This window comes from Rhizobium sp. CB3090, assembly GCF_029714285.1.
GTDB lineage: Bacteria > Pseudomonadota > Alphaproteobacteria > Rhizobiales > Rhizobiaceae > Rhizobium.
The window spans coordinates 1255424-1276495 of sequence record NZ_CP121663.1 but is presented as its reverse complement, the minus strand read 5'-3'; the positions used below and the strand labels follow the sequence as shown (position 1 = coordinate 1276495).

The 21072-nt window shown below is 60.2% G+C and carries 19 protein-coding genes; all 19 read left to right on the top strand.

Annotated features, from left to right (window positions below):
- The first annotated feature begins 6 nt into the window (after positions 1-6).
- The 19 genes from QA646_RS24605 to nuoF all read left to right on the top strand — a co-directional run bounded on the left by QA646_RS24605 (position 7) and on the right by nuoF (position 21042).
- The gene (locus tag QA646_RS24605; protein WP_283059353.1) at positions 7-1002 is read left to right on the top strand and encodes an ABC transporter substrate-binding protein; all 996 of its coding nucleotides are present in this window, start codon (positions 7-9) and stop codon (positions 1000-1002) included.
- A 10-nt stretch (positions 1003-1012) separates the two neighbouring features.
- Positions 1013-1783: an ABC transporter permease gene (locus tag QA646_RS24600; RefSeq protein WP_283059352.1), complete on the top strand. Its 771-nt coding sequence runs from the start codon at positions 1013-1015 to the stop codon at positions 1781-1783.
- 12 nt (positions 1784-1795) lie between these two features.
- On the top strand, positions 1796-4165 hold the full coding sequence (locus tag QA646_RS24595; protein ID WP_283059351.1) for a hypothetical protein: 2370 nt from the start codon (positions 1796-1798) through the stop codon (positions 4163-4165).
- A gap of 610 nt (positions 4166-4775) precedes the next feature.
- Positions 4776-5858, top strand: a complete 1083-nt coding sequence (locus QA646_RS24590) for a substrate-binding domain-containing protein (RefSeq protein WP_283059350.1) — start codon at positions 4776-4778, stop codon at positions 5856-5858.
- 128 nt (positions 5859-5986) lie between these two features.
- Positions 5987-8242, top strand: a complete 2256-nt coding sequence (locus QA646_RS24585) for an ABC transporter permease (protein ID WP_283059349.1) — start codon at positions 5987-5989, stop codon at positions 8240-8242.
- Positions 8235-9017, top strand: a complete 783-nt coding sequence (locus QA646_RS24580; RefSeq protein ID WP_283059348.1) for an ATP-binding cassette domain-containing protein — start codon at positions 8235-8237, stop codon at positions 9015-9017. Before QA646_RS24585 ends, QA646_RS24580 begins: the two co-directional genes overlap by 8 nt.
- 232 nt (positions 9018-9249) lie before the next feature.
- The gene (locus QA646_RS24575) at positions 9250-9750 is read left to right on the top strand and encodes an NADH-quinone oxidoreductase subunit J (protein WP_283059347.1); all 501 of its coding nucleotides are present in this window, start codon (positions 9250-9252) and stop codon (positions 9748-9750) included.
- Entirely contained in the window at positions 9750-10052 is a 303-nt protein-coding gene (gene nuoK / locus QA646_RS24570) for an NADH-quinone oxidoreductase subunit NuoK (RefSeq protein ID WP_283059346.1), read from the top strand. Before QA646_RS24575 ends, nuoK begins: the two co-directional genes overlap by 1 nt.
- A 4-nt stretch (positions 10053-10056) precedes the next feature.
- On the top strand, positions 10057-11520 hold the full coding sequence (locus tag QA646_RS24565) for a monovalent cation/H+ antiporter subunit D family protein (RefSeq protein WP_283059345.1): 1464 nt from the start codon (positions 10057-10059) through the stop codon (positions 11518-11520).
- The gene (locus QA646_RS24560) at positions 11517-11771 is read left to right on the top strand and encodes a hypothetical protein (protein WP_283059344.1); all 255 of its coding nucleotides are present in this window, start codon (positions 11517-11519) and stop codon (positions 11769-11771) included. Before QA646_RS24565 ends, QA646_RS24560 begins: the two co-directional genes overlap by 4 nt.
- On the top strand, positions 11764-13536 hold the full coding sequence (locus QA646_RS24555; RefSeq protein WP_283059343.1) for a Na(+)/H(+) antiporter subunit D: 1773 nt from the start codon (positions 11764-11766) through the stop codon (positions 13534-13536). The genes QA646_RS24560 and QA646_RS24555 overlap by 8 nt, the downstream gene beginning before the upstream one ends.
- A gap of 8 nt (positions 13537-13544) precedes the next feature.
- Positions 13545-15020 (top strand): NADH-quinone oxidoreductase subunit M, encoded by a 1476-nt coding sequence (locus tag QA646_RS24550; RefSeq protein ID WP_283059342.1) that lies wholly within the window; start codon positions 13545-13547, stop codon positions 15018-15020.
- Positions 15017-16456 (top strand): NADH-quinone oxidoreductase subunit N, encoded by a 1440-nt coding sequence (locus QA646_RS24545; protein WP_283059341.1) that lies wholly within the window; start codon positions 15017-15019, stop codon positions 16454-16456. The genes QA646_RS24550 and QA646_RS24545 overlap by 4 nt, the downstream gene beginning before the upstream one ends.
- A 156-nt stretch (positions 16457-16612) precedes the next feature.
- Positions 16613-16978, top strand: coding sequence for an NADH-quinone oxidoreductase subunit A (locus QA646_RS24540; protein WP_283059340.1), 366 nt, complete (start codon positions 16613-16615; stop codon positions 16976-16978).
- Complete coding sequence (nuoB, locus tag QA646_RS24535) at positions 16966-17469, top strand: NADH-quinone oxidoreductase subunit NuoB (RefSeq protein ID WP_283059339.1); 504 nt, start codon at positions 16966-16968, stop codon at positions 17467-17469. The genes QA646_RS24540 and nuoB overlap by 13 nt, the downstream gene beginning before the upstream one ends.
- A complete protein-coding gene (locus tag QA646_RS24530) occupies positions 17466-18029 on the top strand; it encodes an NADH-quinone oxidoreductase subunit C (RefSeq protein WP_283059338.1) in 564 nt (187 codons plus the stop codon). Before nuoB ends, QA646_RS24530 begins: the two co-directional genes overlap by 4 nt.
- 1 nt (position 18030) lies before the next feature.
- On the top strand, positions 18031-19245 hold the full coding sequence (gene nuoD / locus QA646_RS24525; RefSeq protein ID WP_283059337.1) for an NADH dehydrogenase (quinone) subunit D: 1215 nt from the start codon (positions 18031-18033) through the stop codon (positions 19243-19245).
- Between the two features lie 16 nt (positions 19246-19261).
- Entirely contained in the window at positions 19262-19774 is a 513-nt protein-coding gene (gene nuoE, locus QA646_RS24520) for an NADH-quinone oxidoreductase subunit NuoE (RefSeq protein WP_283059336.1), read from the top strand.
- A 2-nt stretch (positions 19775-19776) separates the two neighbouring features.
- Entirely contained in the window at positions 19777-21042 is a 1266-nt protein-coding gene (gene nuoF / locus QA646_RS24515) for an NADH-quinone oxidoreductase subunit NuoF (RefSeq protein ID WP_283059335.1), read from the top strand.
- The last annotated feature ends 30 nt before the right edge of the window (positions 21043-21072 follow it).

Below are 21072 nucleotides of genomic sequence, written 5' to 3'. Positions count from 1 at the left end.
TATTCGATGAATGGCATCTTACCAGCAGTCCTTCTCGTATTTGCAGCCGCTTTGCCTGCACATGCCGAGGACGCGCGACCGCTTCGTATCGGCTGGGTGCAGGCGATGGCGAATGCGCCTGCCTTGATCGCCGAGGAGAAAGGTTATTTTCGGGACGAGGGATTGAGCGTCGAGCTCAAGGGGTTTGGCGATGGTCCGGTCATCCAGCAGGCGGTGGCGGGGGGCGAAATCGATGTGGCCTATATCGGTGCTCCGCCGGTATATCAGTGGGCCGCGCGCGGTCTGGACGCTAAAATCATCGCCAAGGTCAACTATGGTCAGGCCGCCGTGATCGCCAAGGCGGATGGCCCCGTCCACGCGCTTTCCGATCTGAAGGGCAAGAGGCTTGCCGGCGTCAACAAGGGCAGCGGCATGGATGTACTGCTGCGCGGCTATGTGCTGAAAGAGGCTGCAGGCCTCAGCCCAGACGCGGACCTTGCGCTGTCGCAAATGCCCGCGGGCAACATGAACGCCGCCCTAGATACCGGCGTCGTCGATGCGGCCTTTCTGTGGGAACCCTTCATCAGCCAATCGGTTCTCCGCGGTGCAGGCCGTGTCGTCTTCGACGTGAACGGAGCTCTGCCCGGCTATCCCTGGTACGTCGTTGCAGCACCTGCCAAGACGCTGAAGGAGCGACCGGACGATCTCGTGAAACTGCTGCGGGCGAATTCGAAAGCCGTCGCCTTTCTGCGAGAGCATCCGGAAGAGGCCGACCGGATCATCGCCAGGAGCTTCAAGCTGGAATCGGTGACGGCTGCAAACGGAAGCGTCGTTTCGCCGGAAGCGATCGTTGCGGAAGCAAGGAAGCGGCTCGGGTGGTCCGCTGAAATAGGGCCGTCCGACCGGGCCTTTATTCAGCGGCTCATCGACTACTCCGTCGATCTTGGTTTTCTCGACAAGCGGCTGAATGTCAACGACATCATTGACGATAGTTTCGCCGCGAAGGCGGCCGCTCAACGGTGAGATCCGATCGATGAAGAAATTGACAGCGCGGCAGCATTTCCTGCGACCGTCCTGGCGCTGGGCAGCGCTTCCGTTCCTGCTTGTGGTGTGGTGCCTCGCAGCTAGCCGGGTTCCCTCCTATGTGCTGCCGCAGCCCTGGGAGGTGGCGGCCGAAGGGCTCCGCTGGGTCCGATCGGGCGAGCTGGGTCGCCAGGTCGTGGCGAGCCTGTTGCGGGAATTCGGCGGATTCGGAGCGGCCGTCGTGGCTGCCGTGCTCATCGGCGTGTCCGCCGGACTTTGGCGGCCCTTCCGCGAATTCGTCCAGCCGCTGCTCGGTCTTTTCATGACTATCCCGCCGATCGCCTGGGCGCCGCTGTCGCTGATTTTCTTCGGCCTTGGATATCTCTCCATCGCCGTCGTCATATTTATCGCGTCGGCCTTTCCGATGGCCCTGGCGATTCAGGAAGGCGTGCTTTCCATCAGCGGCGGCGAGGTACGTGCGGCCCGGATTTTGGGCGCCAAACGGTTGCAATTGCTGGCTCATGTATATCTTCCCGCCTCCCTTCCTTTCCTGACTGCCGCATTGCGCATCGGCTTTGCCCAGGCGTGGCGAGCGCTGGTGGCGGCTGAGATGATCGGCGCTTCCCAAGGCATCGGCTGGATGGTCGCCATGGGCGGGCAGCTTGGCAATTCGGCGCAAGTACTTCTTGGCGTCGCGCTGATTGGGCTGACTGCGTGGCTCATGGAGAGCCTCGTGTTTCGACGGATAGAGCGCCGCTACGAAGGCTGGCGCGGACAATAACGGATATTTGCCATGACAGAGATTTTGCCGCGCGAGACGCTTCAAGCCACCGTTCATTCTCCGACGGGCCTCGCCGATCATTTCGATACTCTCCCCTTCCTCGGCCGTCTGACCTGTCAGAGGCAGACGCTGATCGCCGGCGAGTGGACCGAACTGGAGCTCGTTTACGAGGTTGGCGCTGTCGGTCTAGCCGACGGCGCATGGCTGAAGCTCGCCTTCAAGTTCTATTCCGACTGGGCGCTGTTCCAGACAACGGATCCGACCGGCGCCAACTATGTTTCCGCCGAATACCATGCCGGCCCTCTGGCGGCGGGGCAAAGCCCTGCCACGGTTCAGGCACTGAAGGTCCGTTTCGATCAGAAGGGACACGAACGTCCCTTCCAAAAGGCTGTCATCATCGACGTCGTCGACGGCTATCTCAATCCCGGCGATAAAATCGTCATCCGCCTCGGCGATCGGCGGCAAGGCGGGGCGGGCACCCGTGTGCAGACTTTCGTGGAAAAGGCGTTTCGTTTCCGGCTGTTCATCGACCCGTTGGGCAGCTCGAAATTTGCGGAAGTGCCGGGCGATTGCAAGCTAGAGATCTTGGCCGACCAACCGCACGCCCTTCAGGTCATCGCGCCGCGGTTGGTTGGCCTCGCGCAATCCTTTGATGCGGTTGTGCGTGTCGACGACATCTGGGGAAATACCTGCCGTGACCATGACCTAGAGGGTGTGCTCGCGATTACAGCCCCGGATGGGACGGAACGTTTAGAACCGATCGCTTTCGCCGCAGAGGGCTGGACGTTCGCGCGGATTTCCGGCCTTTCCTTCACCGACGCCGGCGAATGGAAATTGGAAGCCCGGCTGAACGGCGGCTCGTCTGCCGCTCCGGCGGTCGCCTATGTGCAGAGCGAAGAGGGAGCCTTGCGCCCTCTCTATGCGGATTTGCACATTCATTCCGACGATACCGTCGGAACGAATGACGCGACCTACAATCTGACCTACGGACGCGACATCGCCGGTCTGGACGTGGTGGGCTACACGGTCAACGATTTCAACATCACCGAGGCGAATTGGGACAAGGCCGTTGAGATCATCCACGAACTCAACGAACCCGGCCGCTTCGTCTGCTATCCGGGCACGGAATGGTGCGGCAACTCCGCCGCGGGCGGTGACCGCAACGTCGTTTTCCTGCGCGATGGCAAACCCCGCTTTCCCTTCGACGAGAAGGGGTGCTCCCTTCGCTCTTTCGAATGGAATGAGACGACGGCCGGAACGATCCGGCCTGGTATCTGGCCGGTGGATCGGCTCTATGCCGCCTATGAAGATGATCCGGAAGGTCATTTGCTGATCCCGCATGTGGGCGGCCGGCGCTGCATCCTGGATTGGAACCACCCTGAGCTGGAACGTCTCATTGAGATCGGCTCCGCCTGGGGGCAATTCCATTGGCTGTACACCGAAGCCCTGGCACGCGGATACAGGGTCGGCGCCTCCGCTGCCAGCGACGAACACCAGGGCCGCTGCGGTGGCGGTGCGCCGGCCACCGGAACCTTCGGCGCGCGCGGCGGGCTTACCGGCGTCATCGCCGACCGTTTCGACCGCTCCGGCGTGGGCAGCGCGCTTCGCGCAAGGCGAACCTTTGCCACGACCGGCGAACGCAGTTTTGCTGTTCTGTCCCAGGGAAGGCATTTCATGGGCGAGGTGTTCGACGCCGAGCCCAATGAGCCGCTCTCCTACCGCCTACTTGGCCATGCCGGCTGGGAAGAGGTTCAGCTCTTTGCCGGCGACCGCGTAGTCTGGCGCCGCGATCTGCACGCCGAAGCGGGCTTCAGCGAGCGGAGCGTGCGCATCCGCTTCGGCGGCGCGCGGATCAAGGATCGCTATCGGGCTGCTTATTGGAGCGGAGAGGTCGCCGTGACAGGCGCCGCGCTCTTGGATGCCCGCGGAGTCGGCTTCGACCATCCCGAACAGAGTGTGTGGCGTACGGGTCTCTGCAGGCTCGGTTTCAAAACGGCAACGCACGGCGACGTCGACGGAATCGAGCTTAGACTTTCCGATCTGCGCGACGCGCGCATCGTCATCGACGCCAAGCTCCACGGTTACAGCAAGATTGGAGATCCGCTGCAGCCACCGCCACATGTCCATGCGCCCGAAGTGTTGCTGACGGCAAGCGGAAACGAGTTGATCGAAAAGGGCTCCATCTCGGTTGATCTTCCGGGCATCGAGCTTAGGCTTCTGCTGGAGCGCGTCACCGATCATATTTTGCCGCGCGATCTCTCAGGCAAGATACCGATTGCCGAACTCGGATTGCAGGATGGACGCGAACATCCGTTGTTTCTGACAGCGAGACAGAGGGATCAATCCCGCATCTGGACGTCGCCGTTGTTCATGACTGCTTGAACAAACGGTAGGCTACAATCAACCCGGAAGGTGGTCGCGTGAGTTGGGCGTCACTTCTGCTGCCCATGAAGCCACGTCGGCCTTCATTTGAGCACATGTGTCAAGTCTCGGTCGTTATGCCCACAATTGTCATTTGTTTCGGCATAGCGTGGCAGGGTAGGGCGTTCGTGAGCGAGAGCCGCCCCATTGCAACCGGATGGCGCGGGCTCCCGGTTCCATTCTTATCAACTGCCCGACTTAGGAATAACAGGGTCGGCGGTTCGTATCGCTTCAACTGCCAAGCCAGCCGACGTGTGTCCGCCCCCTGTCCGACCCGGAGACATAGGTAACAGAGCGAAGACATGGGTGCCAACCTCGTGCGGAGCGGGCGGTCGGACTTGAGCTGCCAGGATATTTTCCAGCTTTACCGAAAGTTGACCTGTTGGATTCCGCGAAAAAAGATCATCGGATGTTTCTAAGGCGAACAAATTCGCCAATACGGTGAGTTCATCGTTTACTTGCATCAGAATAGCGCAGAATATTAGCAAGTTAGGGAGGAAGCCTTCGGCCCCACTCTCGATAAATTGCGCTCGAACGGCTCTCCTCCCTTGGTTTCATGGGAGGACCAATCATGAGGCGGATTTTGCTGTACGCGGCATCGACCGCGGTACTGTTGCTTGGCATTTTGCACGCATTTGCGCAGTCTGGCAGTGTGGAGAAGGCGGTTGGCGGCTACAATTTCGCTGAGGCCGCTAAGGAAGCCCCTGGCACGAAGAACTTCCACTCGGCTGATGGTCATTTGACTTTCGCAATCGTGACGCACACGGCGGGCAATGGCTTTTTTGATCCTGTCTATGTCGGCGCAACCGTCGCCGCCAACATGATCGGAGCCAAAATATTGCTGCTTGGTTCGGAATCGCCGGTGGACGATCCGGCCCGCGAGATCGAGATCCTGAACCAGATCGTTCAGGACCCGACCATTGACGGGATTATCATGACGACGCCGCAGGTCGGCGCCTACAATGATATCGTCAAGGCGGCCGAGGCGGCTGGCATCCCGATCGCCACGACCAATTCCTACGATCCGACCCTGCTGCACCGCAGTAGCATAAGCCACACAGGTCAAGATGCATCCGCCGCGGCGATCGGCGGCGAGGCGCTCGCAAATTGCGTGCTGAAAAGCGGCAAGACGAGCGGCTCGATTCTCCTGCCATCGTCGACAGCGATGGGTAATGTTGAAGTGAACAACCGCGTAACGGCCGCTTTCAACGCCATCGTCAAGACGCTGAAGGACGCCGGCAAGCTCGACGCCTTCAAGGTCGATGCCGGCCCGGAGAATGTCGGCATAGACACCAATGCGAACGATCCGGTCAACGCACTTGTTTCGCTTTTCGAGTCCCGCGGCGACGTGGTCGGCGCCTTTACAGCCAACAACGTCTTCACCCCACCGCTCGTCAAGGCAGTGGCCCAGATGGGGCTGACGAACAAGTTCTGCGCTTTTGGTTTCGATCTCGGCCCGGCGCAGCAGGAAGGTATTGCCGCAGGCAATCTGACCGGCTCGCTGGGGCAGCAGCCGTTCCTGCAGGGCTTTTGGCCTGTCATGCAGCTCTATCTGCAAATCGATCGAGGCATTTCCGCCGCCAATCTCGACACGCGCGCCCAGCTCGTGACGAAGGATACGGTCGCAAAGGTTGGAAAGCGCTTCGAAAACTAGGCGCTAGAGCAGCTTATCCGCTCGCAGGTGAATCTACCTGAAGGCGGGATGCTTTAGCGGCATCTGGAATGATGCAGGATTGTGCAAACCTTCCTGCATCGCAGCGGCAAGGATTGACCGGTAGGAACATGGGGCTTACCACGACGACATCGCTAGGCCGTGCGCCACCTCAGCTCGCCGGCGGCTGGGAAGCCGGGCTCTTGGTCTTCCTTGCATTGCTCTATCTTGGGGGCATCATCGTCAATCCGCCGTTTTTCGGGTCGACGGAGGCCCTGCATGCGCTTCTGCGCGATACATCCCGCGTGGGGATCATCGCCGTCGGAATGACGTTTGTGATCGCCAACAAAGATCTCGATCTTTCGGTTGGTTCAACTTACGGCCTGATCGCCGTAGTCTTCGCCAGGCTTTTTGCGCCAAGCTTTCTGGACTTCGGTGTCGTCACGTCCGTGATCCTATGCTTGTTTTTAGGCACCATGATCGGGCTGCTCAACGGCGTGCTTGTTACGATCCTGAAGGTGCCCGCGTTCATAGCGACGCTGACAATGCTTTTCATCGGTCGCGGCTTCGTGCTCGCGTTGACGCAGGGTCAGGCAATCTACTACTCCGGCAAGGTGAACTACGATCCGCTGTTCTTCCGTCTCGGTGAGACGAATGCTCTCGGCTTCAACAATCAGATTGCCATCTTCTTCCTCACTGCGGTTGTCGGGGCCTATGTGCTTGCAAAGACGCGTTGGGGTTACGAAACCCTCGCCACCGGGGGAAACGAGCAGGCGGCCGCTTATGCCGGCATTCGCACGCGCTGGGTGCGGACTCGCGCATACCTGCTTTCGTCGCTCTGCGCGACCCTTGCGGCTCTTCTGTCGGCCGCGCAGGACAAGGGTGTGACCCCTCTCTACGGCGTAAGCTGGGAGCTCACCGTTATCGCATCCGTCATTATTGGCGGAGCATCGATCCTCGGCGGGCGCGGGCGCGTGATCGGATCGTGCCTCGGCGCGGCGGTCGTCGTCCTGATCGATAAGGTATTGCGCGAAGGCTGGCCGATCACGCGCACCGTCGTGATCGACGGGGAAAGCATCGCGGTCGGTGCTCGGTTCACGCTGCCCGCAGGCGCTGTGCTGGTTTTCCTCGGGCTGCTTCTTGTTATTGCCGTGCTTATCGAACCTTTCCTTATTCGGCGCCAGGCGGCTGCGCGATTCTGGGCTTGGCTCCGCGGCCGCCCGCCGCCGCAAGCCCCTGAGATCGGTGGCGTCGCGCTGGAAGGCGTCCAGACCAAAGGGGCCATGGCGACCGACACGGCGCTGTCGGCAACGGGGCTCGGTAAGTTTCTTGCCCGGCGCGATGCGCTTGCCATCATCCTGACAGCCGTGTTGTGGCTGACGGGCCTTGCGCTCAGGCCCGACTACTGGTGGAATTTGTCTAACACCTTCGCCATCCTGCTCAACTACACGGAACTAGCCATCATCGCAGTCGGGATGACTTATGTCATCGCAGCCGGCGACATCGATCTCTCCGTAGGCTCGGTGCTTGCGCTTGCAGGCAGCACCGCGGCCTATTTCCTGAAGGTGCTGGGCGCCGATCCGCTTACCGCCATAGCGATGGGCCTGCTTGCCGGGTCGGTCGCCGGATTGGTCAACGCCGTCGTCACGGTCGGCTTCAAACTACCCGCCTTTATTGCGACACTCGGGATGTTCTACATCGCGCGGGGACTGGCTGCCTGGTTCGTCGCAGGACAGCAACTGACGGGCTGGCCGGAGAGTTACAATCTTCTCGGCCGCAAGATAAACGACATTCTCCTCCATTTCGGTCTGACCTTGCAGCCGGGGATCATCCGCACGGTGGCGGAGGTCGTCAGCGTCCAGACGATCTGGATGTTTTTTGTCGCCCTCATCGCCGGCGTCGTGCTTGCCTACACACCGTTCGGGCTGAAGGTCTGCGCCGCCGGCGGCAACGTCCGAGCCGCCGCTTATGCTGGTATCAACGCGAACCGCGTGCGCTTCATCTCGCTCATGCTTTCGGCGCTCTGCGCAACCATGGCCGGGATAATCAATGTCGCGTACTTTCGCAGCTTCAACCCCGTCGCCGGTCAATTCCGCGAGCTTGATGCCATAGCCTCGGTGATCATCGGCGGCGGATCAATCTTTGGCGGTTATGGCACGATGATAGGCTCGCTTGCTGGCGCAGCCGTCATCACGCTCGTCCGGGCACTCCTTCAACTCAACGTTCAGGGGTTCACCATGCCGCAGCACTGGATCAATGTCTTCATCGGCGTCATCCTCATCGTCGCGGTGCTGATCGATATATGGGTGCGCCAGGCCAACATTTTCGGACGCCTGCGAGAGCGCTTCGCGAGAGGCGCACGAACAGAGGAAGGCATCCATGGCTGACGCGGTACCACTACAGCCGATTGTGGAAATGCGGGGCATCGAAAAGGCCTTCGGAGCCGTGCAGGCGCTCCGCAAAGTTGACCTTGTCCTCTATCCCGGCGAAATTCTTGGCCTCGTCGGCGACAACTCGGCCGGCAAGTCGACGCTGATGAAGATCCTGACCGGCGCCTATCAACGCGACGCCGGTGAAATCCTGGTTGCCGGGCAGCCGGTACACTTCAAGAGCCCGCATGAGAGCCGCGATGTCGGTATCGAAATGATCTATCAGGACTTCGCGCTCTGCGGGAACCTGGACGTCGGCCAGAATATATTTCTTGGCCGCTGGCCGCTGATAGGCCCCTTTGTCAATCGCAGGAAGATGTATGCGGAAGCCGATAGCGTGCTGAAACGGCTCAAAGTCGACGTCAACTCCGTCTATCAAAAGGTTGAGAGCCTTTCGGGCGGCCGCCAGCAATCCGTGGCGATCGCCCGGGCGATCTCGTTCGAGCCGCGCGTCGTGATTCTCGATGAGCCGACTGCCAACCTCTCCGTGATGGCGACCGAACGGCTGCTTGAAACCATGCTGGAGTTGAAGAATCAGGGTGTTGCCCAGATCATCATCTCGCATCGCCTTGTCGACATTTTTGCTGTGGGTGATCGCGTTATGGTCCTCAAGCGCGGTGAATATGTCGGCGACCGCTACATCAAGAACACCGACGAGCACGAGGTCTTGGAGATAATTGTGTCCGGCACGCGGGAGACCGCACTGACAGCCGATGAGGCAAGAGACATCTGACCGGCCGTCGAGATCGCGAGGATTGAGCGACCATAGCACTTCCAGCACGTCCTTACAGACCTTCTGGGGCGTTTTCATCACATCGAGACCGGCTTTCCTGCTCCGCTAGTGACAACAATCTTGTGAAAAATCCAATACTAGGGCACAATTTATGAATGCACCTGAAGTACGGAGCTAACTCGAATCCGGCCATCTCGCGCCGAGTGAGAGCTCGCGTGGGAGGGTCGCGTCGATGGATCAGGGGTTCTTTCTTCTGTTCGCTACGGTGTCCGTGATTGCGGCCCTGATGGTGGTCGTGGCGCGCAATCCGGTTCACAGCGCATTGGCGCTGATGGCGTGTTTCCTGCAGATTTCCGCAATTTTCGTCTTGCTCGGGGCGCCGTTGCTCGCAGTCATCCAGATCTTCGTCTATGTCGGCGCGATCATGGTCTTGTTCCTGTTCGTGATCATGATGATCGATGTGCGCGAAGCGGTGTTGCAGCGGTTTTTGCCTGGTGGCAATCTACCGGCTCTGGTGCTGCTCGTTTTGCTCGGGATCGAGATGTTGGCGCTGGTGCTCCGCAGCCACCGCTTTTCGGTCACTGGGCCGGTTGTCATGCGTGGCGGCGATGAGATCAGGCAGCTCAGCACAACACTTTTCGCCGACTACCTCCTGCCGTTTGAAGTCGCCTCCGTCATTCTGCTGGCGGCCTTGATCGGCGCCATTGTTCTGGCGCGTAAGGAGTCGGGCTGATGGTTCCGCTCTGGTGGTATATTTTGCTCGCAGTGGTCCTGTTCGTGATCGGAGCAGCCGGTGTGCTGCTGAGGCGCAATATTCTGATCGTGCTGATGTCGCTGGAACTGCTGCTGAACTCGGTTAACATCAATTTCATCGCTTTTGGACGTCAGTACGGCGATTTCCGCGGGCAAATCTTTGCGATCTTCGTCATCGCAATTACCGCGGCGGAGGTTGCCGTAGCCCTCGGCATCTTGGTCGCCCTTGTGAGGAACAAATCCACCCTCAAGGTCGACGACGTGACCATGATGAAAGGATAGCGGCTTGGACCCGGTGATATCGATCCGGCCACTGGTTGCCGTCGCCGTCCCGGGCCTGGCGGCCTTAATAATTCTGCTTTTGAATAACCGCGAGAAACTCCGCGATGTCGTCTCGCCGTTGGCCGCAATTGCTTTGTTTGCGATTGTTGCCTCGATGGCGCCTACGGTGCTGGCGGGCGGGACAGTCGACTTGCGCCTGTTCGAGATATTGCCGGGGGTCGAGTTCGCTTTCCGGGCCGACGCGCTCGGCATGGTGTTCGCCACGATCTCGTCGCTTCTGTGGATCGTGGCCGCGATCTATTCCGTTGGCTATATGCGGCATCTGAACGAGCATGCGCAGACCCGGTTTTTCGCCTGCTTCGCCACCAGCCTCGCGGCGGCCGTCGGGGGGGCCTTCGCCGCAAATCTGTTTACATTGGTCATTTTCTACGAGGTGCTCAGCCTCGTCACCTATCCGCTCGTCTATCACCACGAGGACGAAGAGGGATGGAAGGGCGCCCACAAGTACCTCGTCTATTTGATGGGAGCGTCGAAAAGCGTGCTGCTGGCAGCGCTGGCGCTGACCTATTCCATAGCGGGGTCGCTCGATTTTAGAGAGGGAGGATTATTGGCAGGCATCAATGCCTCAGCGGCGCTGCTGACAGTCGTCTATTTCTGCTATCTTTTTGGTTTCGCCAAGGCTGCGGTGATGCCGATGCACGCCTGGCTGCCCGCCGCGATGGTGGCGCCGACGCCGGTCAGCGCGCTCCTGCATGCAGTTGCGGTGGTCAAGATGGGCGTATTTTGCTTGCTGCGAGTGGTGTTCCATGTCTTCGGCGTCAAGCTAGTCGGGGAGCTGGGCCTCGGCATCGCCACGGCCTATCTGGTCTCGTTCACGATCCTGATGGCGTCTGTCTATGCCCTGACGCGGGACGACCTCAAGGCGAGGCTTGCCTATTCGACAGTCAGCCAGCTCTCCTACATCGTGCTGGGCGCGGTTCTGCTATCGCCGGTCGCCATGGTCGGTGGCATTATCCACATGGCTGCGCACGCCTTTTCAAAGATCACCCTGTTTTTCTGCGCCGGGTCGATCTATTGCGCGTCCGGCAAGCGAAACATCAGCGACATGGCGGGTATTGGCCGCAGGCTGCCCTGGACGATGGGCGCATTTTTCATCGCGTCGCTGAGCATGATTGGGATACCGCCGACCGCAGGCTTCATCAGCAAGTGGTATCTGACCTTGGGGTCTGTAGAGGCCGGGCAGATCGCATTCGTGATCGTGCTCTTGATGAGCTCGGTCCTGAACGCAGCCTATTTCCTGCCGGTCAGCTATGCCGCTTTCTTCGGGACGGAGGCGCAGGAAAGTCCGGCGACGGTCCATGAAATTCCAATGGTCACGATCCCGCTTGTCGCGACCGCCATCCTATCGGTGCTGATGGGCATCTTCCCCGGCTATTTCCTTACTCTCGCGGATGGAGTGATCCGATGATCAGGCGTGTCATCCATTTCTTTGGTGACGAGGAATATGCCAGGCAGAGGCGCCGACTGCTCTATCTTGTGCTCATTCTGATCGTCGCGGCTGACTTTCTGGTCTCCCGAGAGGGCCCCGAATATTTGTGGGACCGCGTGCCTGGCTGGTCCGCCGTCTACGGTTTCGGCTCCTGCACGCTGCTCATCTTCGTTTCCAAGTTTCTCGGCCATCGGGTCGGGCTGATGCGGCGCGAGGATTATTATGACTGACTTCATTCATCCCGCTTTGCTCTTCATTCTCGGTGCTCTGCCGATCCCGTTTCTCCGCGGGTCGATCCGTAAAGCCTATCTGCTGCTGATCCCCACGCTGGCGATCCTCGCCGTGCTCATGATGCAGCCCGGCAGCTATGGTGAAGCGCGGTTCATCGGGCAGGAACTCCTGATCGCGAAGGTCGACAAGCTGAGCATCGTCTTCGCCACCGTTTTCACCATCATGGCGCTGATCGGCATGGTCTATGCGCTCCACCTGACGGACGCCGGCCAGCATGTGGCGGCTTTCATCTATGTCGGCGGCGCGCTCGGTGTAGTGTTCGCCGGTGATTATCTGACCCTTTACATGTTCTGGGAGGCCATGGCATTCGCGTCTGCCTACCTAGTCTTCGCGCAGTGCGGCGGACCTGCGATCCGGGCAGGGTTCCGGTATCTCATGGTCCACATCACCGGCGGCGTCGTTCTGCTCGGCGGCATCATTCTCCACAGTCTCGCCACCGGCTCGCTGCTGTTCGGGCCGATGGAGCGGGGGCTCAGCGGCGGGATGGGTGCGGGCGCCTATCTGATCCTCGCCGGATTCATCCTCAATGCAGCGGTGCCGCCGCTCAACGCGTGGCTGACCGATGCCTATCCGGAGGCGACTGTTACCGGGGCGGTGTTCATGAGCGCCTTCACCACCAAGACCGCCGTCTATGTCCTGGCGCGGGCGTTTCCAGGCACCGAGATTCTGGTCTGGCTCGGCACCGTGATGGCGCTCTATGGCGTTATCTATGCGGTGCTGGAGAACGATTGCCGGCGGCTTCTCGCCTATCACATCGTCAGCCAGGTGGGTTACATGGTGGCGGGGATCGGCATCGGGACTGAGATGGCGGTGAACGGAGCCGCCAGCCATGCCTTCGCGCATATCCTCTACAAGGCGCTGCTCTTCATGGGGGCCGGGGCGGTGATCCACGTTACCGGGCGGCGCAAGCTCACGGAGCTTGGCGGGCTCTACAAGACCATGCCGCTGACGGTGGTACTCTACATGGTCGGCGCTTTTGCGATCTCGGCATTTCCGTTCTTCTCGGGCTTTGTCACCAAATCGATGGTGATATCAGCCGCTGGACAGGATCATCGGGCGCTTGTGGTGCTGGCGCTAACGATGGCGTCGTCCGGGACCTTCCTGCACACCGGGCTCAAGCTCCCGTATTACATGTTTTTCGGCACGGATCGGAAAATCGAGGCGCGGGAGCCGCCTAGCAACATGCTGGTTGCGATGGCCATGGCGGCGGTGCTCTGCATCGCGATCGGAGTGTTCCCGCAGCCGCTCTATGCGCTTCTGCCTTATCCTGTCGATTTTCAACCCTACACCGGCCTCCATGTTACCGAGAGCCTCGGCCTCTTGATGTTCACCGCCTTGGGATTCGTGCTGTTCCTCAAAGCGCTCGACCCCGAGAACACGATCAGCATCGATACCGACTGGTTCTATCGCAAGGGCGCGCGGTGCTTCATGTGGCTCGCCGAAAAACCAGTGGCGCGCTACGAGAAGGCGGTGAGCGACGTGTCCGAGACCGCGGCGCTGCCCTTCCTGCATGGAGCGGCGCGATCGGGGCTTCAGTTTGATCTCGCGGGCGTGGACGCCGTCGTGAACGGTGTAGCTCGCTCGATTCTTCGCGGGGGCGGGGCGCTGCGGGGGCTTCAGACCGGCGTCGTCACTCATTATGCGCTGGCAATGATCGCCGGCGTGATCGCAGCTACCGTCGTTTTCGCCGTGGTCTGGCGGTAGGGGGTGCGATGGGTTTCCCGCTTCTGAGCCTTATCATCTTCACGCCTGCCGCCGGCGCAGCGGTTCTGATGTTTCTGCGCAGCGACGACGCGGCGCGCTGGACGGCGCTTGCCGTCACCATCCTCGACCTTGCTCTCTGCATCGTCATGCTTGCGAACTTTGACACCACTAGCCACACGATGCAGTTCACCGAGACGCGCCTGTGGGTGCCTGCACTCGGCATCACCTACGCGCTCGGCATCGATGGAATCAGCGCGCTCTTCGTGTTTCTGACTGCGCTGTTGAGCGGCGTCTGCGTGCTCGCGTCGTGGGTTGCGATCGACCGCAAGGTCAAGGAGTTCATGGTTACTCTGCTGGTCATGCAGGCGCTGATGCTGGGGGTATTCTGCGCGCTCGACCTCTTCTTGTTCTATGTCTTCTGGGAGGCCATGCTGATCCCGATGTATTTGATCATAGGCGTCTGGGGCGGCGAGGGCCGGGTCTATGCAGCGTTCAAATTCTTCCTCTACACGCTGGCGGGCAGCCTTCTGTTCCTGATCGGTGTCATCGTGCTCTATCTCCACGGCGGCAAGACCTTCGACATCCTTGCGCTAACCGCTCAGGATTTGCCGTTCCGGATCCAGTCCTGGCTGTTCTTCGCCTTCCTGATCGCCTTCGCGGTCAAAGTGCCGATGGTCCCGGTTCACACCTGGCTGCCGGACGCTCATGTGCAGGCGCCGACGGCGGGCAGCATCATACTCGCCGGAGTGCTCTTGAAAATGGGCGCCTATGGATTTCTGCGGTTCTCGCTGCCGATGCTGCCGCAGGCGTCGATGTATTATGGGCCGCTGATGCTGGGGCTTTCGGCACTTGCGATCGTCTATGGCGGGTTGCTTGCGCTGGCGCAGGACGATCTGAAGAAGCTGGTGGCCTATTCCAGCATCAGCCACATGGGCTTCGTGACGCTCGGAATTTTTGCGTTGAACCTCCGTGGGCTGGAGGGCGGCATTCTGCAAATGTTCAATCATGGCGTAACGACGGGCGCGTTATTCCTGTTTGTCGGCCTGATCTATGAACGGACACATACTCGCAGCATCGCGGATTATGGCGGGCTGATGAAGGTGGCGCCCGTTTACACCGCGTTTCTTGCGCTGTTCACCCTATCGTCAATGGCGCTGCCGGGAACGAATTCGTTCGTGGGCGAGTTGCTGGTGTTGTCGGGTGGGTTTGCGGTCAATCTGGCCGCCGGCGCGGCGGCCATCTTGGGCGCATTGCTGGGTGCGGCCTATCTGCTTGGCATGTATGGGAAAGTGGCGCTCGGTCCACCCAGCGTCGGCATCCGGTTCAAGATACGCGACGTGAATGCCCGCGAAATGGCTGCGATCTTGCCGCTAGCCGTCTTCGTGCTTTGGATCGGGCTCTATCCGAAGCCCTTTCTCAGCATCATCGATGTCTCGGTAAAGCATCTGCTGGCGCACGTACACAGTGAGGGGGGTGGCCAATGACTGACGCCGCGCTCTTCCAGTCGATCTTCGCGAGCATGCCCGAGATCGTGGTGGTCACCGGGGCCTGCATCCTGCTGATCCTGGGACAGTTTGTGCGGAAGGACCAGGAATATTTACTTGTCTGGGCTTCGGTCGCGATTGTGCTGATCGCCGCCCTGGCAACCCTCATGCTGGCAAGCGAGGCGCGGCCGGCTTACGCAGGCATGTTCATCGCCGACCGCTTCGCGGTCTTCTTCAAGCTCGTGTTCTACCTGGCTACCGTTCTGACATTCCTCCTTTCACGAAAATATGCCGATGTCGAAGGGATCGGGAGCAGCGAATACTACGTTCTGTTGCTCTTTGCGCTTTCGGGAATGATGATCATGGCCTCGGCGACCGACCTCCTGTCGATCTATGTGGGGCTCGAACTCATGGTGCTTTGCACCTATGTGCTGACCGGCTTTCTGCGCCAGCAGCGGCGGTCGAACGAAGCGGCGCTGAAATATGTGATCCTCGGCTCTGTCTCGACCGGGATTTTCCTTTTCGGCGTTTCCCTGGTCTATGGTCTCACCGGTACGACGCAGTTGGACGGGATGGCTGCAGCGGTGACCGGCGATCCGCTTGATCCCGGATTACTACTGGCGGTGGTTTTCATCGTCGCGGGGCTGGTGTTCAAAGTCGGCGCGGTCCCATTCCATATGTGGGTGCCCGACATTTATGAGGGCGCACCGACGACGATTACGGCCTTCATGTCAGTGGGGCCCAAGGCGGCGGGTTTTGCGGTGATCCTGCGCGTGTTTCTCAATCCGCTTGTTGCAGCCTCGAACGTCTGGATCATCGTTGCGGTGATTGCCGTTGCAACGATGGCACTCGGCAGTTTCGTGGCGCTGGTGCAGGATAATTTCAAGCGCCTCCTGGCCTATTCCAGCATTGCCCATGCCGGGTTCGCGATTTTCGGCGTGGCCGCCGGCGGTCCGGACGGCATCGCCAGTGTCATGCTCTACCTACTGATCTACTCTTTCATGAATCTCGGCATTTTCGGTACTGTCATCATGATGCGGAATGGTGATTTTTCGGGTGAGATCATCGAAGACTATGCGGGTTTGGCCAAGTCGCATCCGGGGCTTGCGCTTCTGATGCTGCTCTATCTCTTCTCCTTGGCCGGCATCCCGCCGACGGCCGGGTTCTTCGCCAAGTTCTACGTGTTAGTCGCGCTCGTCGAGCGGGGCTTCGTCATGCTGGCGGTGATCGCAGTACTGCTAAGCGCCGTTGCCGCCTACTTCTACATCCGCATTGTCATGGTGATCTATATGCGCGAGCCAGGGAGAGCTTTCGCCCCGGCGCTGACGCCATTGGTGCGCGCCACACTCGCCGTCACCGCCGCCGGCACAATCGGCATCGGCCTATTTCCGTCGTGGTTTCTGAGGCTTGCCCAACATTCGGTGTTTGGCGGCTGATCAATTGGATTTGCAATGACCCGCCCGACGGAATAAACTGAAAACACAGGAAAGGATTGCCCAAGCAGCTTTCCGGAGCGACCGCTTTACCGGTCCGAAACAAGGTTGGTCGCCGCCCGAGGAAAGCCCCCAGTTGGGTGACCGGTGCAGTGTGATATGACTGCGATGGAATTCTTGCCGGTTCTTTTCATGGTCGCCGGAGTCGTTCTGGTGGCGACGGTGACGCTTTTCGTCTCCTCGCTACTACGCCCATCCAATCCCTATCCCGCGAAGAACATGCCCTATGAATGCGGGATGGACGCGGCGGGGGAGGCGGCCAGCGGTCGCTTCCGGGTGCCGTTTTTTATTCTCGCCATCCTGCTGGTCGTCTTCGATGTCGAAGCAATGTTTCTCTTTCCCTGGGCTGTCGTCCTGAAAGAGATCGGGCTGGTCGGCTATGTCGAGATGTTCGTCTTCATGTTGCTGCTTCTTGTGGGCTTCGCCTACGCCTGGCTGAAGGGAGCGCTGGAATGGGAGGCGTAAACGATGCGATCCGCGACAGCGTGCTTTTCACGACGGCCGACAGCATTATTAGCTGGAGCCGAAGGTCGGCGCTGTGGCCTGAGACCTTCGGAATTGCCTGCTGCGCCATCGAGATGATTTCGGCGGGGTGCGCTCGCTATGATCTTGACCGCTTCGGCGTGGTGTTCCGCCCGTCGCCGCGACAGTCCGACGTAATGATCATCGCCGGCACCGTGACCCGAAAATTCGCGCCCGTGGTGCGGCGGCTTTATGACCAAATGCCGGAACCGCGCTGGGTGATTGCAATGGGCACCTGCGCTATTTCAGGCGGGGTTTACAATACCTACGCGGTGGTGCAGGGGTCGGAAACCTTCGTGCCTGTCGACGTGCATGTGCCCGGCTGTCCGCCGCGGCCGGAGGCGCTGATGCATGGCTTCCTCCTGCTTCAGGAGAAGATCAAGAGGTCCCGCGCGCTGGCCGGAACGCCTCTGGACCGGGTTGCAATGTCATGAGCGTGGAGCAGCCTCTCAATCCCGCTCTGATCATGGCGCGTTTCGGGGGAGCAATCGAGGATCTCGGCGCCGCCCACGGCATTCATGCCTTTGCTGTTCCTCCTGCCAAGATCGTCGAGTTCTGCCGATTCCTGAAAGAACATCCGGCGCTGCAGTTTAATTTTCTTTCGGACATCTGCGGAGTTGATCATTATCCCGAAACGCCGCGGTTCGAAGCGGTTTACCACCTCTATTCGCTCTCCAACAGGTGGCGAGTTCGCATCAAATGCCGGCTTGGCGACCCTCCGCAGCTTCCCTCGGTCACGGGCGTCTGGCGCACGGCAAACTGGCATGAGCGCGAGGCCTGGGACATGTATGGCATCAGGTTCGAGGGCCATCCCGATCTGCGCCGGATCTACATGTGGGAGGGCTTCGCGGGCTTTCCCCAGCGCAAGGATTTTCCCCTGCGCGGTTACAAGGACAAGCTGAACCCCTTCGGTGCCGAAGGTCCGCCGCCAACGCAGCCGGACCTTGCCACGCGGGACATTCCACAAGGAGGCCGTTCGACGCCGGAAAGGTGAGATGACCGAAGTCACCGAGCTCAGCAGGCCGGAAGGCGAAGCGCTCAATACCAGGGAAGTGCTTCTCAATCTCGGCCCACAGCACCCCAGCACTCATGGGGTTCTTCGGCTCGTCCTCGAACTGGACGGCGAGTGCGTCGAGCGCGTGGACCCGCATATCGGCTATCTTCACCGCGGCACCGAAAAACTCGCAGAAAGCTTCACCTATACCCAGATTTTCCCGCTGACGGACCGGCTCGACTATCTCTGCCCGCCCTCGAACAATCTGGCCTTTGCGCTGGCAGTGGAGAAACTCCTGGGCATAGAAGCGCCGGTGCGGGCGCAGTATATCCGCGTGATGATGGCCGAACTGGCGCGGATTTCCGGCCATCTCCTGATCACCGGGGCATTGCCGATGGATCTGGGCGCCATGACCGCGCTCCTTTATGCCATGCGCGAGCGTGAAATGATCATGGATCTGATGGAAATGATCACCGGTGCGCGCATGCACACCTCGTTCTGCAGAGTTGGCGGGGTGCGTGAAGACCTGCCTGATGGTTTCCTTCCCAAGATCAGGGAGTTCTGCGACATCTTCCCGAATCGGATTCGCGACTATGAGCGGTTGCTCGAAGATAACAGGGTGTTCCTCAAGCGCACTGAAGGCGTCGGCGTGATCTCCCCCGAGGACGCTATCGATCTCGGCCTCAGCGGCCCGAACCTGCGCGCTTCCGGAGTGGACTGGGACATTCGGCGCGATGAACCCTACGAAATTTATGATCGGCTCGATTTCAACGTCATCACCCGCAATGAGGGCGATTGCTACGCACGCTGGCGATGCCGGGTCGATGAGATGCGCGAAAGCATCCGGATCATCGAACAATGCATCGAGCAGATGCCGGAGGGTCCGTTCCAGATCGACATGCCGACAATCGCCTTCCCGATGGATAAGGATCGCGTGCACTGTTCGATGGAGGCGCTCATCCAGCATTTCGACCTGTCTGCCTACGGCTTCAAAGTGCCGAAGGGTGAGGTCTATTCGGCGATCGAAGCGCCGAAGGGCGAGCTCGGCTTCTACATCATCAGCGACGGGTCGCCAAAGCCGTTCCGCATGAAGGTGAGGGCACCCTCGTTCGTCAACCTTCAGGCACTTTTCGGGGTCACCAACGCTCGTTACCTGGCGGACATGATCGCCGTGTTGGGCAGCCTCGACCCCGTGATGGCGGAGGTGGACAAGTAGCAGGGATTTGAACGCGATGACCATGCGCGAAAAGATCGAAGAGGCTGCAGTGCGGTATCCCGACCGGCGCTCGGCGATCATGCCTGCGCTTCTGATCGCCCAGAGGGAACATGGCCATCTGCCCGGCCCCGTGCTGGAAGAGGTTGCAGACATTCTCGGCGTCGAGCGGATCTGGGTTTACGAACTGGCGACCTTCTACACCCATTTCCATACCGAGCCGGTGGGGATGTTCCACCTGCAGCTCTGCGACAATGTTTCCTGCATGCTATGCGGATCCGAGGAACTACTGAAGTATCTGGAAACGGTGCTGGGGATCAAGAAGGGCGATACCACTCCGGACGGGCTGTTCACGCTTTCGACCGTCGAATGCCTCGGCGCTTGTGAGATGGCTCCGACGATGCAGGTCGGCGACGACTATCACGGAAACCTCGACATCGCGAGGATCGATGCACTCTTGAACCGCCTTCGGGCGACAGAGGGGCGGGCAGCGAGCATTGAGCACGCCTCTGCGCGGCCGCCGGGAGCGTAGTCATGTTCGAGCCGGTTCTTCTCAAGAATATCGGAGTGCCCGACGGCCATTTGCTCTCGACCTATGAGGCCGAGGGCGGCTATCAGGCGCTGGCAAAAGTGCTCAACGAGCATACGCCTGACGAGGTTATCGAGCTCGTCAAGAGGTCCAACCTGCGTGGTCGCGGCGGTGCTGGATTCCCTACCGGCATGAAATGGAGCTTCGTGCCGAAGCGGGCCGATAAGCCCAAATATCTGTGCTGCAACGCCGATGAGGGCGAACCGGGTACATTCAAGGACCGGATCATCATGGAGCGTGACCCGCATCAGCTCATCGAGGGGCTGGCGGTTAGCGCTTACGCAATTGGTGCCGAGACCGCCTATGTCTATATTCGCGGAGAATATGTAACGGCGATACGGCGCTTGGAGCAAGCGATCGCCGAGGCTCATGAAAAGCACTACCTCGGAAGAGGCATTCTGGGCTCGGACTTCAATTTCACCATACACATCCACTGCGGCGCGGGGGCCTATATTTGCGGCGAGGAGACTGCAATGCTCGAGTCGCTCGAGGGCAAGCGGGCCCAGCCGCGATTGAAACCGCCATTTCCCGCTGTTGCCGGGCTCTATGCCAGCCCGACCGTCATCAACAATGTCGAGACACTGGTCTGCGTGCCGCATATCGTTATGCGGGGGGCTGATTGGTTCCGTGACATCGGCCCGGAGAAGAGCCCCGGCCCGAAGCTCTATTGCCTCAGCGGACAGGTGCGCAGGCCCGGCCTTTACGAGTTACCGATGGGTATACCGCTGCGCGAACTGGTCGAGGACCACGCCGGCGGCCCGCTGCCCGGGCGCAAGATCAAGGCGGTGATCCCCGGCGGGGTCTCGGCGCCGCTGATCCCGGAGCGGGGTCTGGACGTCGGAATGGACTTCGACTCGCTGTCGGCTGTCGGCTCGATGCTGGGCTCCGCCGGGGTGATCGTGATCGACGACTCAACCTGTGTGGTCAAGGTCGCCACCAGGATCATCGAGTTCTTCCACCATGAGTCCTGCGGCAAGTGCACACCATGCCGAGAAGGATTGAACTGGGTCGTGAAGGTGCTGCGCCGCATTGAGGCCGGAGAGGGCGCACCAGGCGACCTCGAACAGCTAAAGGCGCTCTGCAAGGGCATTTTCGGCAATACGTTCTGTGCTCTGGGCGACGGCGCGGCCATGGGGCTGCGGGCGGCGCTGGAGCATTTCGAATCTGAATTCGTCGCCCATATCGAGGAGCGGAGGTGCCCGTTTCACTGAGGTGCGCGCTGGGTGAGAGGCGTGAGGAAG